Raw genomic sequence first — 13,211 nt, 5'->3', positions numbered from 1 at the left:
TTCGCCCTGTCAAATCAGATGGTGCGGTCGAGAAGACTCGAACTTCCACTCCGGTTAGGGAACAGCGACCTCAACGCTGCGCGTCTACCAATTCCGCCACGACCGCTCGCATCGGAGGGGGGCTGATAGCGGAGGTCGGGCTGGAAGGGAAGGGGTTGTCTGAGTGGTTGGTGATCAGGAGTTGGTGACTGCTGCTTCATCGCCTGGGGGCCGCGCGGAACCAACGGTATCCGGCCCGGCAATCACCAACGACGAACCACCAATCGCCCTCAGGCCGAGCCGGCCATGAAGTCATAGACATCGGCGGCCCGGGTGACCGTGATGGCGATGCGGTCATCACGAATTTCGATCTCGCCGCGAGCGACCGGATGATTGTTGGCGAGAATCCAGACCTCGTCGGTTTCCGAGGCGTTGAGCGGGATCACGGCTCCGCGGCCCATCTTCAGCAGCTGGTTCATAGGCAGCACGCATCGCCCCAGGATGACCGAGATCTCAACTTCGACGGCATCGATCTGGCTCAAGGGGGACTCGAATACTGGCTGTGATTCAGCGGTCTGGGCTTGCATGGTGCTTCCGCCACCCACAATGGAGGCGTCATGCTTTCCCAAGCCTTAAGCGACGCGATGGAAAAACTAATTCGCGCCGATGGCCGCCCGGCCGAATGGGCGGTCTCGGAAGGCTATGTCGCCTATGACGCGGCGGTGGCGGTCATGGAGGCGCGGGCGGCGGCCATCGCGGCCGGCGAGGCCGGCGAACTGGTCTGGCTGCTGGAGCATCCGCCCCTCTATACGGCAGGGGTCTCGTCGAAGGACGGCGACCTGCTGGATGCGGCCCGGTTCCCGGTTCATCGCAGCGGCCGGGGCGGGCAGTTCACCTATCACGGGCCGGGCCAGCGGGTGGTGTATGTGATGCTGGACCTGAACCAGCGCGGCAAGGACGTGCGGACCTTCGTACGCGGGCTGGAGCAATGGATTATCGGTGCCCTGGCTGAGTTCGGCGTCCCCGCCGATGTGCGAGAGGGCCGGGTCGGAGTCTGGGTGGAGCGCAAGGGGCCGGGCTGGTCGCGTGAGGACAAGATCGCCGCCATCGGCGTAAAGGTCCGCAAATGGGTCAGCTTCCACGGCATCAGCCTGAACGTGGAGCCGGCGCTGGACCATTTCACAGGGATCGTGCCGTGCGGGATTGCTGAGCACGGGGTGACCAGCCTGGTCGATCTGGGCGTGCCCGCGACCATGGACGAGGCGGATGAGGCGCTGAGGGTCAGTTTCGGACGGGTGTTCGGACAGACGTTAGCCGGCGTGGGGCCGGTGTGAAGTCCGTCCTGTCGGATCTATGTCGCGGCCCTGACCTTCTGACCGTTTCTGGAGACACGATCTGTGTTCGCGACCAAGATGATCGCCCGTGTCTATCTGGTGCTGGCCGGGACCTCGGACCCTTACCGACGGCTGTCGAAGGCCTACCGAAAGAGGGCGGCGATCGGGTAGGCGCGCGTTCGGTCAGAAGCCGGAAACAGAAAAAGGCCAGCCTGACGGCTGGCCTTTGCTTTGGCCCCTCTCGGGGCGTGGACCTTGCGGTCCGGCGGCCGAAACCGTGGAAGAAAAATAGCGGTTCGGGCTCCGAAATCAAGTGGGATCGGCGCGCGATGCAGACTTCGCCCTGGCGGGAGGCGTGTCGGCAGAAGCCCCGTCCCCGCTGTCCCGGGGGCCGGTCACGGGCAGGTGCGCCTGCGCAAGAAAGGGTTTCAAGGCGTTCAACACCCGCAGGCTGATCTCCCTGAAATCGGCCGCATCGATCCGCTCAGGTTCTTTCATCACGCCTTTGGAATCCCGTAACCGCTGCAGCCGCTCGGAGGCGACGGTGTAGATGTGGTCGCAAACAGCCCAGGACTGATCGGCCGACTTGGGGTTCGGGTTTCGGATCAGCTTGTAACCGTGAGGGTTGTCTAGCTGTGGTTTCTTGGTCAGCGGAACCACGACGTGAGCGCCGAATACGGGTTTGGCTCCACGGATCACCACCACGAGGTGCTTGTCGTCGAACTCGGGTGGGTAGTGATGCGGGCTGAATGCGCACCAGTAGACCTCGCCTAACCGGGTTGAGCGTCGAATCTCGAGCGGTGGCTTCGGCGCGACAGCCGACACCGAGGAGGTCCTGTCCACCGCCCGCACCATCGCAGGCGTGGCAACAAGTTTACCGCGCTTCGGAAGATCGCTCATCCATGAGTTGTGCCCTCGGAAGCTTGGCTGTTCAAGGGGGCTACAGGGACTTCTCTGTCGGCTTCGCTCAGACCGGCGTCGGCTATTCGAACTCCACCAGCACGTCATCCGCCGCCACCGGATCGCCGGCCGCGGCGCTGACGGCCTTAACGACGCCGTCCCGCTCTGCCTTGAGGATGTTCTGCATCTTCATGGCCTCGATGATGGCGACGGTTTCGCCGGTCTTGACCTCCTGGCCCACCGTCACCGGGATGGAGACGACGAGGCCGGGCATGGGGGACTGGATCAGTTTCGAGGTGTCGGCGGCGACCTTCTCCGGCAGGCGGGCGTAGAGGGCGGCCACGGCGGGGCTGAGGACGCGGACGCGGGCGCGGGCGGCGCGGGTGCGGATGCTGAAGCCGTCGGCGACGCGGGCGACCTCGGCGGTGAAGGGGACGCCGTCCAGCACGGCGCGGAACTGGGCCAGGCCCGGGCGCCAGTCGATGTCGCTCAGCTGCAGGGCGCGGTCTTCCCCGGCGAGGTCGAGGGTCAGGACCTCGTCGTCGTCATAGGACAGGGAAACGCCGTGGGCCTCCCGGTCAATCAGGACGATCCAGTCGGTGCGCCCGGAGGGGTCGCCCGAGGCCTCGGCGGCGATCTCGTTCATGGCGGCGGCCGAGGCGATCAGGATGTCGGTCTGGCGGCGGTCGGGGGCGAGGCCGTGGAAGCCGTCCGGGAATTCGTCCTTGATATAGCTGGTCGAGATATGGCCTGAGCGGAAGCGCGGCTGGTCCATGACGGCGGCGAGGAAGGGGATGTTGTGGCCGACGCCCTGGATATGGGTGTCCTCCAGCGCCCGGGCCATGCCGTCGATGGCGGCCTCGCGGGTCTCGCCCCAGGCGCAGAGCTTGGCGATCATGGGGTCGTAGAACATGGAGATCTCGTCGCCCTCGCGGACGCCGGAGTCATTGCGGACCGTATAGTCGCCCTGGTCGCCCTCTTCGGGCTGCTCATAACGAACCAGGCGCCCGATCGAGGGCAGGAAGCCGCGATACGGGTCCTCGGCATAGATGCGGCTCTCGATGGCCCAGCCCTTGATGGCCAGGTCCTTCTGTTCGAAGGCCAGCTTTTCCCCCCAGGCCGAGCGGATCATCTGTTCGACCAGATCGACCCCGGTGATCAGTTCGGTGACCGGATGTTCGACCTGAAGGCGCGTGTTCATCTCGAGGAAAAAGAACGATTTGTCTTGCCCCGCCACGAATTCGACGGTGCCGGCACTGTCATAGTTGACGGCCTTGGCGAGGGCGACGGCCTGGGCCCCCATGGCGGCGCGGGTCTCCGGATCGAGCAGGGGGGAGGGGGCCTCCTCGATGACCTTCTGGTTCCGCCGCTGGATCGAACATTCGCGCTCGAACAGGTGGACGACATGGCCGTGCTTGTCGCCCATCACCTGAATCTCGATGTGGCGCGGGTCGATGATGAATTTCTCGAGGAAGACGCGGTCGTCGCCGAAGGCACCCAGCGCCTCGGCCTTCACGGCGGCGAAGCCCTCGGCCATGTCGGCGTCGGAGTGGGCGACGCGGATGCCCTTGCCGCCACCGCCGGCCGAGGCCTTGATCATGACCGGGTAGCCGATCCCGTTGGCAATACGCACGGCTTCTTCCGTCGTCTCGATCAGGCCCATGTGGCCGGGGACGGTGGAGACCCCGGCGGCGGCGGCCAGTTTCTTGGAGCTGATCTTGTCGCCCATGGCCTCAATGGCCTCGGGGTTGGGGCCGATGAAGGCGATGCCCTCGTCGCGCAGGCGGCGGGCGAAGCCGGCGTTTTCGGACAGGAAGCCGAAGCCGGGGTGGACGGCCTCCGCGCCCGTTTGACGCACCGCCTCCACAATCCGGTCGGCCAGCAGATAGGACTGGGCCGCCGGAGCGGGGCCGATCAGCACCGCTTCATCGGCCATCTCGACCGCCAGCGAACCGGCGTCGGCCTCGGAATAGACCTGCACCGTCGCAATCCCCAAGCGGCGGCAGGTCTTGATGATGCGGACGGCGATTTCGCCGCGGTTGGCGATCAGGATCTTGGAGAACATGTGTCTTTGAATCTGAAGCGAATGTGATCGCAGCCTGGGATGATCGCCCCGATTAGGCCGCGATCCCACGGGAGTAAACCGAGGGGTCGTTCACCTGAGCCGCGTATGGGCTTGGCAAGGGCGGTTCCGATGGGGTTTAACGCCTTCCGATCCTTTTCTTGCCTGTCCGCCCGATCCGATCCTGTCCCTGTCCCGCTTACTGGCCTGGAGCCTGACCTGATGTCCCGTTTCCTTTCTGTTGTCGCCACTGCAGCCCTGGTTGTCGCCGTCAGCACCGGCAGCGCCTTCGCCCAGGACTTCCGGGCCCTGGCACGACAGGACCTGCAGCGGGCGCATGATGAACTGGCGGCCAACCATCCGGCCCCGGCGATCCCGGGCGCAGCCAGCCAGGGCTTCCGCGCCTGGCTCGACACCGGTCTGCAGGAATCGCTGGCCCTGACCCCGCGCGTGAACAGCGGCGACAGCCACGCCTATCTGCTGCGCTTCTTCGCCGGCGGCTTCCGCGACTCCAACATTCAGGTCAGCCCGACGTTTGAGGGCACGGGCCCCTATTTCGGCATCAGCTGGCCGGGTTTCACCACCGGCTGGCGCAACGGCCGCTATGTCGTGACCTATGTGAAGCCGGGTACGCGCAACGCACCGCGGGTCGGCGACTTGGTCACGGACTGTAACCTCATCCCGATCGAGGAGTTCGCCCGCGCCAAGCTGGACCGCTGGGAAGGCAACCTCGAGACCGAGGCCGGTCGGGTGACGTCGGCCCCCTATCTGATGTGGAACCGGAACAACCCGTTCACCACCGGCGTGCCCTCGCAGTGCAGCTTCCAGTCGGGCCGCGGCCGTCCGCGCGATATCCAGATCCGTCCGATCCCGATTGTCCCGGGGGACCTCGAGGCCGCCTATCGCGCCACGGTCTATATGCCGCCGGCGACGCCGCTGGCGGTTGAGACGGTCAACGGTCGCCCGTGGCTGCACGTTCATTCCTTCTCGGACAGCGCCGGCTGGCCGGCGTTCAACGCTGCCGTCGAGGCCCAGGCGGCCGCGCTGCGCGGCCCGCAGGGCTTTGTGCTGGACCTCCGTGCCGCCCGCGGCTCGGGTGAGAACTCCTCGACCGCACGTGGCTACGGCCTGGCCAACCGCATCTGGACGCCCGAGTTCACGGTCAGCCGCCAGCCCGCCGCGGGTGACATCACCTACCGCGCCACCCAGGGCAACCGCGACTGGTACGCCGGTGCCCTCGGCCGCATGGAGGCCGATCCGTATTTCGTGCAGGAGTCCATGTTCGTGATCGAGCAGACGCGCGAGATCGTGGCTGCCTTTGACGCCGCCATCGCGGCCGGTCAGCCGACCTTTACACTGGCTGGACGCCCGGCGGTTTCGGACACGGGTGCAACCAACCCTGTGCAGGGGCCTGTGATCGTCCTGGTCGACGCCGGCTGCTCGGGTGGCTGCCTCGATACCCTGGACCTTCTGTCCCGGCTGCCGAACGTGCGTATCGCCGGCTCGACCACGGCCACCGACTCGATCTTCGTCGAGCCGACGGTCGAGCGTCTGCCGTCGAACTATTCGGACCTCAGCTACGGTCACAAGGCCTGGACTTCGCGTCCGCGCGCCAACAACCAGCCCTATGCGCCGGCCCAGGGCCTGATCTACACCGGTGATCCGGTGGACGAGAACGCCGTGCGGGCCTGGGTCGGAACGCTGTTCCAGTAAGGCACCAGGGCCCGGCGTCTGACGGGTTGATATCGGGACCGGGCCGGACGGGGTGGAACCCTCGCCCGGCCCTTCCTATGTTCGGGCCATGACCGATCAGGACACCGCCATCACCCACCGTTCCGCGTCCGGCTATGACCTGACGCCTCCCAGCGACAGCCAGCGGGTGGCGCTGGAAGCGGACCTGTCCGCCGAGGAGAAGCGTGTCCTGCTGGCGCATGGCACCGAGGCCCCGTTCTGCGGGACCCTGCTGGGTGAGAAGCGGGCCGGGGTCTTCTGCTGCCGGCAATGCGGCCTGCCGCTGTTCCGCACGGGGACCAAGTTCGAGAGCGGCACCGGCTGGCCCAGTTTCACCGGGCCGGTTGACCCTGCCCACGTCCTCGCCATCACCGACCGCTCCCACGGCATGACCCGCACAGAGACCCGCTGTGCGCGCTGCGACAGCCATCAGGGCCATGTGTTTCCGGACGGGCCCGGGCCGGGTGGTCTGCGCTACTGCATCAACTCCGTGGCCTTGACCTTTGTGGCCGAGGGCGGGGCTCTGCCCGACCCGCTGGGACGCGGCGACGGAATGGCCTGAAAGACCGGCCTGACCTTGGCCTCATTTGGGGTTAGGGTGCGGGTTCTGGTGGAGTTCGTCGCATGGCCGTTTTTGCACTGATCCTGACGGCCGCGCTGCTGGCGTCCGATCCTGACGGCGTCGTCGTCACCGCACCGGCCACCCCGGTCGATCTGGAAGCCACCGCCCGGCCGGTCGCGGCCTCGACCGAAGGGGCGACCCAGGACGCCGTGCCGCACGGCCTGACCACCGACCAGCAGATCGACCGCTGGATCGCCGGCCGCTCGACCGCCGACAAGCCCTGGGCCGACGCCGCGCGCGCGCCTGCCGACGATCGCAAGCCGCACGGCGAGGTCCGTTTCGGCATCGGCACAGACGGTTATCGCGACTATGGCGTGGCGGTGTCCCTGCCGGTCGGCGAGAATGGTCGGCTGGATCTCAGCTATCGCCAGGTCGAGAACGGCTATCCCTACGGGGGGTATGGCGGCGGCTACGACAATCCTTATTTCGACGACAGCGGCTATGCCTTCCCCGGCTATCAGCCTGAGGGCGCGGCCGGGGCGTTTGAGGCGCGGGTCATGCGCCCGGGCGGCCCGCCGCGGCGCTTTCCGCTGGTTCAGCCGGACCGGGCTGACGACTGAGCCGCTTCGCCTTGTCATCCCGGCCAAGCGAAGCGCCGGGCCGGGACGGAATGCGCCCCCCAACCAAACCTCCCGGAAATTGCCCTGCGATTATCCGGGAGAGCAGGTCACCGCCGCTGTTTGTCCTGACCCGTCGCCCGGATAGCCGCTGACGCAACTTCCGGGCGGAGGGAGGTTTGCGGTCATGCGTCCCGGCTCGCCGCCTTGCGGCGTCCGGGATGACAAGGTCAGCCTCTTCGACGGGCGAAGGAGACGAGCAACAGGATGGTGCCGACCACAACCAGCCCGATCGCGGCGTAGCCGAAGAAATTGTACCAGCCCAGGAACTCCAGAAAGTCCAGCCGGCCCGTTTCAAGAGCCGCGAGCCATTGCCGGTCGAAGAGGAGATAGACGCCGAGCAGCAGAGCAATACCGCTCAGAACAAGCGCGACACCGGTCAAACCTGGACGGGTTGGATTGATCTTCCTGAACATGCCGACTCCGTTTTCTCTTTAAAAGAGTATGTCGTCGTCGCCGCCCGCACAAGAGGTTTCTGCGACTGGAAGAGCGGGTCCAGCCGGGAGGCGGAGTCCGGGACGACAAGGTTCGGAGGCCTGTCGGGGAGGGTGTCGGATTGAAGGCCCGAAACGGAAAAGGACGGCGCTTCAGGAAGCGCCGTCCTTTCTGTCTTCAGGGTGGTGCCGCCGGGGGGAATCGAACCCACGACCTCAGCCTTACCAAGGATGCGCTCTACCACTGAGCTACGGCGGCCTGATCTGAGGAAGCGGCCCTATAGCCAACCGGGGACAAAGGGGGAAGCCCCCGAACCACTTTTGCTTCGATTGCGGGATAAATGTGGTTCGCGCGTCCCGGGAGGCGTGTCCGCTTGCGGAAAAGCCTGACACGGGGTCTGGTCAAACCCATGGATGAGTCGAAGGCCGCGTTGCCCCAACCCGATTTGCCGGTCAGCCTGCCGGATCCCCTGGCACCGGCGAAAACGCCCGCGACAGAAAGGGCCCAGCGCCTTGCCTCGGCCCTGCGGGACAACCTCCGGCGTCGCAAGGCGGCGGCCGGCCCGGGCAAGGCTGCAAAGCCGAGCAACTGAATGTCATCGCCCGGACGGTTGTCGGCCTTTCGCAAGGGTGGCGGTCCGCGCTAGAGAACCGAACCCCTTGCGCCCTGCTCGGGGCCGCAAGAGACGATATGGACAGCATCGCCATCACCGGCGGCGCCCGTCTGAACGGAAGCATTCCGATCAGCGGCGCCAAGAACTCCGCCCTCAAGCTGATGGCCGCATCGATCCTGACCGATCAGCCGCTGCTGCTGACCAATATGCCGCGCCTGGCCGACACCAAGTTTCTGGGACGTCTGCTGCGCGAGCTCGGGGTCCAGGTTACCGAACGCGACGGCGCCGACGGACAGGAGACGCTGTTCCACGCCGCAGCCCTGACCTCGACCTTCGCGCCCTATGATCTGGTCCGGCAGATGCGGGCCTCGTTCAATGTGCTGGGGCCGCTGCTGGCGCGTACGGGAGAGGCCAAGGTTTCCCTGCCCGGCGGCTGCACCATCGGCGCGCGGCCGGTCGATCTGCATCTGCAGGCCCTGACGGCCATGGGGGCCGAGATCGAGCTGGAGGAGGGCTATGTCATCGCCCGCACGCCGAACGGGCTGAAGGGGGCGGAGATAGAATTTCCGTTCGTCTCGGTCGGGGCGACCGAGCACGCCCTGCTGGCCGCGGTTCTGGCCGATGGTGTGACCGTCCTTCGCAAGGCCGCGCGGGAGCCGGAGATCGGCGACCTCGCGCGCTGCCTGACGGCCATGGGGGCCAGGATCGAGGGGATCGATACCGATGTCCTGACCATCACCGGGGTGTCCTCGCTGGGCGGCGCGAACTGGTCGGTGATTCCCGACCGGATCGAGATGGGTTCCTATGCGGTGGCGGCGGCCATGACCGGCGGCGAGGTGCGGCTGACCCGGGCCCGGCCGGAGCTGATGGCAGCCCTGAGCGACAAGATGATCGAGGCCGGGGTCGAGGTGACGCCGACCCCGGACGGCGTGATCGTGAGGCGCGACCCGGCCGTGCGCCTGAAGGCGGTCAATGTGGCGACCGAGGTCTATCCGGGCTTCGCCACCGACCTGCAGGCCCAGTTCATGGCTCTGATGACCACAGCCGAGGGCGACAGCGTCATCCATGAGAACATCTTCGAGAACCGCTTCATGCATGCACCGGAGCTGGCGCGGCTGGGGGCGGACATCCATGTCCAGGCCGGGGAGGCCGTGGTGCATGGTGTCGCCACCCTGCATGGTGCCCAGGTCATGGCCACCGATCTCCGGGCGTCGGTCAGCCTTGTGATCGCCGGTTTGGCGGCCCAGGGCGAGACCACCGTCGGACGCGTGTATCATCTCGATCGCGGGTTTGAGCGTCTGGAAGAAAAGCTCAGCGCCTGCGGGGCGGAGATTCGCCGTGTGCGGGACTCTGCCCATGAGCACTGAGGCCGGCGAGGTCGGGGCGAACACGTCGGCGGTCGCGCCGGTCGAGCCGCTGCGCCTCCTGGCCGAGGATGCCGAGGACCTGCACATCATTTCGGCGGCCCTGCAGGACGCCATCCTGCGCCCCGTTGATATCGTCTGGGAGCCCGGCTCGAGGCGGGTCACCCTGAAACTGAGCCGTTTCTGCTGGGAATGCGGCGGCACGCGGGTCATGGCGGCCATGCAGTTCGGCGACGTCATTGCGGTGAAGAGTCGCCGCCTGCCGCGCCTGCCCGAGAGCGCACTGGAACTGCTCGCCATGGAGTTCGCGCCGGACGAGGCCCCGGGGGGGCGGGTGATTCTGATGTTCGCCGGCGGCGGCGATCTGCGTATCGACGTAGAATGCCTCGACGCCGTGCTGACCGATCTGTCGGAACGCTGGCCCGCCCGGTTGGCACCGAGCCATCTGTCAGAAGCGGGGGAACCCGGGTGAGCGAGCACCGGCTGACTTCAATCGCGCTGGATTCCGCGACGCTGCACGCAGCGACCGCCGAGATCGAGCATGAACGGCGTGTCGCCATCTTCGACCTGATCGAGAAGAACAGTTTCGAGCCGGCGGGCGCAGCGGGAGGCCCCTATGCGCTGACGCTGGCGATGGTGGACGGACGGCTGGCCTTCGATATCACCGGGCCGGCGTTCCACCGCGTCCACGGCCTGTCCCTGACGCCGCTGAACAAGGTGGTGAAGGACTATATCGCCATCTGCGACACCTATTACGAGGCCCTGCGCGGGACCTCGCCGGCCCAGATAGAGGCCGTCGACATGGGGCGCCGTGGCCTGCACAACGAAGGGGCCGAGATTCTGCAGGCCCGGCTGGCGGGCAAGATCGCCATCGACCATGAGACGGCGCGGCGGCTGTTCACCCTGGTGACGGCGCTTTACCGGCGGGGGTGAAAGAGGAGTGATGAGTGGTTAGTGATTAGTGGCTGCCGGCCTCAGGCAGAGGCGGCGCATCGGTGGACGCCATCGGCGGCATCGGCCAACCACTAACCACTCATCACTAATCATTCCCGCGACCCAGCTGCCTCGACTAACCCGCCGTTTTCAGGCATACGCCCGCTCCTTAACCACGCGCGCTTTCGCCCGGCGCGTGTTCGGACTCCTGTTTTCAGGGCGCGAGAGGCCGCATGGCTAAGGAAGAACTGCTCGAGTTTCCCGGCGTCGTCAGCGAACTGCTGCCGAATGCGACGTTCCGCGTGCTGCTCGAGGGCAACGACCATGAGATCATCGCCCATACCGCGGGCAAGATGCGCAAGAACCGCATCCGCGTGCTGGCCGGCGACAAGGTCCTGGTCGAGATGACGCCCTATGACCTGACCAAGGGCCGTATCACCTATCGCTTCAAGTAAGGGCCGGCTCAGATGAGCCGTCCGGATCTCGTGCTGGCCTCTGCCAGCCCGCGCCGCATTGAACTGCTGGCGCTTGTCGGGATAACGCCCGACCGCGTCGAACCTGCCGATATCGACGAAACGCCGCTGAAGGATGAGACGCCGACGCGCCTTGCCGCGCGGCTGGCTGTGTCCAAGGCCGAGGCTGTAGCGGCCGGGGCACCGGATGCCGTCGTCCTGGCCGCTGACACGGTGGTGGCCGTCGGACGGCGTCTGCTGGAAAAGCCCTTGGATGAGGCCGAGGCGGTCCGGTTCCTGAAACTGCTTTCCGGCCGCAACCACCGGGTCTTCACCGGCGTGGCCGTGACCGCCGGGGTTCGGACCACGCATCGTGTCGTCGACACCCGGGTGAGCTTCAAGGTTCTGTCCGACGCCGAGATCACCGCCTATGTCGCCTCGGGCGAATGGCGGGGCAAGGCAGGGGGCTATGCCATCCAGGGCCGGGCCGGGGCCTTCGTTACCCGGCTGGTCGGCAGCTATCCGGCGGTGATGGGCCTGCCGCTGTTCGAGACGGTCAATCTGCTGAACGGGGCCGGCTGGCGCGCATGAGCGAGGTCGAGGTCTTCCTTGACGACACGCCCGGCGAGGTCCGGGGCGTGGTCGCACGGGATGGCCGGTTCGAACATCTGCTGATCCAGCGCGAGGACGACGTCGCCGAACATCGTCTCGGCGCGCGCTGCATCGGACGAATTGCCGCGGTCCATCCGGGATTGAAGGGCGCCTTCGTCGATCTCGGGACGGACTTGCCGGGTTTCCTGCCCTTTCGCGGACAGGATCGGCTGAATGAGGGGCAGAAGGTCGAGGTCGAGGTCTCGGCAGAACCGCGTGAGGGCAAGGGGCCGACCCTGCGCCTGATCGGGGCGGGAGAGGGGGCACCGCGTCTGCTCCTGCCCGGACCCACGGTGGCGGAGACGCTGGCCGTTCTGGCCCCTGGCGTGGAGCCCGCCACCGGCCTCGCCGGCATTCAGGCGAGCCGGAGCGCGGAGGAAGAAGCGGGCCTGCCCTTCGAACTGTTCCCGGAGACAGGCCTGGATCTGATGATCCAGCGCACCCGGGCGCTCGTTGCGGTCGATCTGGATCTCGCCCCGGCACCGGGCGTGGCATTCGGGGCACCGGCAAGAACACGCGCGAACCGGCAGGGTCTGCACATGGCGGCCCGCATGATCCGGCTGAGGCGCTGGGGCGGGCTTGTGGCGGTCGATCTGATCGGGACCGGCCTTGATGGCGATGCCGTCATGACGGCGGCCAGACAGGCGTTCGGCGGTGACCCTGACGTGGTTTTCGGACCGGTGAACCGGTTCGGCGTGCTGCAACTGGCCGTGCCATGGCGTCGTACGCCACTGGAGGAGGTTCTCAACGGCCGCGACAGAGGCCGGCGACCGGAACAGCGGGCGCAGGATATTGTGCGCAGCCTGCGGTTCGGCCTGCTCTCGGATACGAAGAGCGCGCGCATCACTGCGCGGGCGGCACCGGTGGATGCGGCGCTGGCCGGACCGCTGGTGGCCCGTCTCGGTCCGCGCGCCCATCTGAAAGCCGATCCGGCGATGGCACCGGGCGTTTTTCTGCTCGAGGATCAGTGATCATGACCCCTTGCCCGATCTGTCGCCGCCGGCCGGCGGACAGCAACTACAAGCCCTTCTGTTCCCGGCGCTGCGCCGACATTGACCTCCAGCGCTGGTTCACCGGCGGATATGTCATCCCGGAAAGCGTCGACGACGTCTCGACGGAAGACCCGGCCGAAGACTGATCAGACGGCTGGACACCCCCGGACGGCTCGCCTATAGACCCCCCCTCGCGCGAGCAGACGGCTTGCCTGGGTAGCTCAGTTGGTAGAGCAGCGGATTGAAAATCCGCGTGTCGGTGGTTCGAATCCGCCCCCAGGCACCATCGTCCCTTCCCGGTCGGGGATTGCGGCCCGGTCCCATCAGTAAAACGCCTCTTTGGGGCCTGAATCTTCAGCTTTGGGGCTAGTAGCTCCCTTGCGAGGGGAAAAGCACTGTCGCGCACTTGACGCTCCGGTAAGCGTTCGTCAAAGGAGCTTGACCGCGTTCTTTTGCGGGCAGCTTTCGGGGGCGGGGAAAACGGTTTCCCTCAACCCGTCGGTGCCGCGCCGGAAGCCATTCGGCA

Annotated in this window: 15 protein-coding genes and 3 tRNA genes; 12 read left to right on the top strand and 6 right to left on the bottom strand. The window is 66.7% G+C overall.

Going from position 1 to position 13,211, the window contains the following annotated elements; all coding sequences use genetic code 11:
* Positions 1-19 precede the first annotated feature (19 nt).
* Both Q0053_RS01765 and Q0053_RS01760 read right to left on the bottom strand, forming a co-directional pair.
* Positions 20-106: transfer RNA gene (locus Q0053_RS01765), tRNA-Leu, on the bottom strand.
* Positions 107-269: 163 nt separating this feature from the next.
* Positions 270-521, bottom strand: a complete 252-nt coding sequence (locus Q0053_RS01760; RefSeq protein ID WP_298095169.1) for a FliM/FliN family flagellar motor switch protein — start codon at positions 519-521, stop codon at positions 270-272.
* A gap of 75 nt (positions 522-596) precedes the next feature.
* Between Q0053_RS01760 and lipB the strand changes: the two genes are divergently transcribed.
* A complete protein-coding gene (lipB, locus tag Q0053_RS01755) occupies positions 597-1,313 on the top strand; it encodes a lipoyl(octanoyl) transferase LipB (protein WP_298095166.1) in 717 nt (238 codons plus the stop codon).
* A gap of 309 nt (positions 1,314-1,622) precedes the next feature.
* Here the strand turns inward: lipB and Q0053_RS01750 are convergent, their stop codons facing one another.
* The gene (locus Q0053_RS01750) at positions 1,623-2,213 is read right to left on the bottom strand and encodes a type II toxin-antitoxin system PemK/MazF family toxin (RefSeq protein WP_298095163.1); all 591 of its coding nucleotides are present in this window, start codon (positions 2,211-2,213) and stop codon (positions 1,623-1,625) included.
* Between the two features lie 82 nt (positions 2,214-2,295).
* Positions 2,296-4,278, bottom strand: a complete 1,983-nt coding sequence (locus Q0053_RS01745; protein ID WP_298095160.1) for an acetyl/propionyl/methylcrotonyl-CoA carboxylase subunit alpha — start codon at positions 4,276-4,278, stop codon at positions 2,296-2,298.
* Positions 4,279-4,497: 219 nt separating this feature from the next.
* Here Q0053_RS01745 and Q0053_RS01740 point away from each other — a divergent pair, with 219 nt between their 5' ends.
* From Q0053_RS01740 to Q0053_RS01730, 3 genes are all read left to right on the top strand, one after another.
* Positions 4,498-5,988: a hypothetical protein gene (locus tag Q0053_RS01740; protein WP_298095157.1), complete on the top strand. Its 1,491-nt coding sequence runs from the start codon at positions 4,498-4,500 to the stop codon at positions 5,986-5,988.
* A gap of 88 nt (positions 5,989-6,076) precedes the next feature.
* A complete protein-coding gene (msrB, locus tag Q0053_RS01735) occupies positions 6,077-6,568 on the top strand; it encodes a peptide-methionine (R)-S-oxide reductase MsrB (RefSeq protein WP_298095153.1) in 492 nt (163 codons plus the stop codon).
* 62 nt (positions 6,569-6,630) lie between these two features.
* Positions 6,631-7,188, top strand: coding sequence for a hypothetical protein (locus Q0053_RS01730; RefSeq protein ID WP_298095150.1), 558 nt, complete (start codon positions 6,631-6,633; stop codon positions 7,186-7,188).
* Between the two features lie 227 nt (positions 7,189-7,415).
* Here Q0053_RS01730 and Q0053_RS01725 read toward each other — a convergent pair whose 3' ends face one another.
* Both Q0053_RS01725 and Q0053_RS01720 read right to left on the bottom strand, forming a co-directional pair.
* Entirely contained in the window at positions 7,416-7,661 is a 246-nt protein-coding gene (locus Q0053_RS01725) for a hypothetical protein (RefSeq protein WP_298095147.1), read from the bottom strand.
* A gap of 202 nt (positions 7,662-7,863) precedes the next feature.
* A tRNA-Thr gene (locus Q0053_RS01720) sits at positions 7,864-7,938 on the bottom strand.
* A 432-nt stretch (positions 7,939-8,370) separates the two neighbouring features.
* Here Q0053_RS01720 and murA point away from each other — a divergent pair.
* The 8 genes from murA (at position 8,371) to Q0053_RS01680 (ending at position 12,971) form a co-directional block, all read left to right on the top strand.
* Positions 8,371-9,660 (top strand): UDP-N-acetylglucosamine 1-carboxyvinyltransferase, encoded by a 1,290-nt coding sequence (gene murA / locus Q0053_RS01715; protein WP_298095144.1) that lies wholly within the window; start codon positions 8,371-8,373, stop codon positions 9,658-9,660.
* Complete coding sequence (locus Q0053_RS01710) at positions 9,650-10,129, top strand: DUF2948 family protein (RefSeq protein ID WP_298095141.1); 480 nt, start codon at positions 9,650-9,652, stop codon at positions 10,127-10,129. The genes murA and Q0053_RS01710 overlap by 11 nt, the downstream gene beginning before the upstream one ends.
* Entirely contained in the window at positions 10,126-10,590 is a 465-nt protein-coding gene (locus Q0053_RS01705; protein ID WP_298095138.1) for a UPF0262 family protein, read from the top strand. The genes Q0053_RS01710 and Q0053_RS01705 overlap by 4 nt, the downstream gene beginning before the upstream one ends.
* Before the next feature lie 233 nt (positions 10,591-10,823).
* The gene (gene infA / locus Q0053_RS01700) at positions 10,824-11,045 is read left to right on the top strand and encodes a translation initiation factor IF-1 (protein ID WP_013269122.1); all 222 of its coding nucleotides are present in this window, start codon (positions 10,824-10,826) and stop codon (positions 11,043-11,045) included.
* Between the two features lie 12 nt (positions 11,046-11,057).
* Positions 11,058-11,633 (top strand): nucleoside triphosphate pyrophosphatase, encoded by a 576-nt coding sequence (locus tag Q0053_RS01695; protein WP_298095134.1) that lies wholly within the window; start codon positions 11,058-11,060, stop codon positions 11,631-11,633.
* Entirely contained in the window at positions 11,630-12,664 is a 1,035-nt protein-coding gene (locus Q0053_RS01690; protein WP_298095131.1) for a ribonuclease E/G, read from the top strand. Before Q0053_RS01695 ends, Q0053_RS01690 begins: the two co-directional genes overlap by 4 nt.
* On the top strand, positions 12,664-12,831 hold the full coding sequence (locus Q0053_RS01685; RefSeq protein WP_298095361.1) for a DNA gyrase inhibitor YacG: 168 nt from the start codon (positions 12,664-12,666) through the stop codon (positions 12,829-12,831). The genes Q0053_RS01690 and Q0053_RS01685 overlap by 1 nt, the downstream gene beginning before the upstream one ends.
* Positions 12,832-12,895: 64 nt before the next feature.
* Positions 12,896-12,971: transfer RNA gene (locus Q0053_RS01680), tRNA-Phe, on the top strand.
* Positions 12,972-13,211: the final 240 nt, after the last annotated feature.

The organism is Brevundimonas sp. (assembly GCF_027487935.1).
Lineage (GTDB): Bacteria > Pseudomonadota > Alphaproteobacteria > Caulobacterales > Caulobacteraceae > Brevundimonas.
This window is presented reverse-complemented; position numbering and strand designations above follow the sequence as displayed.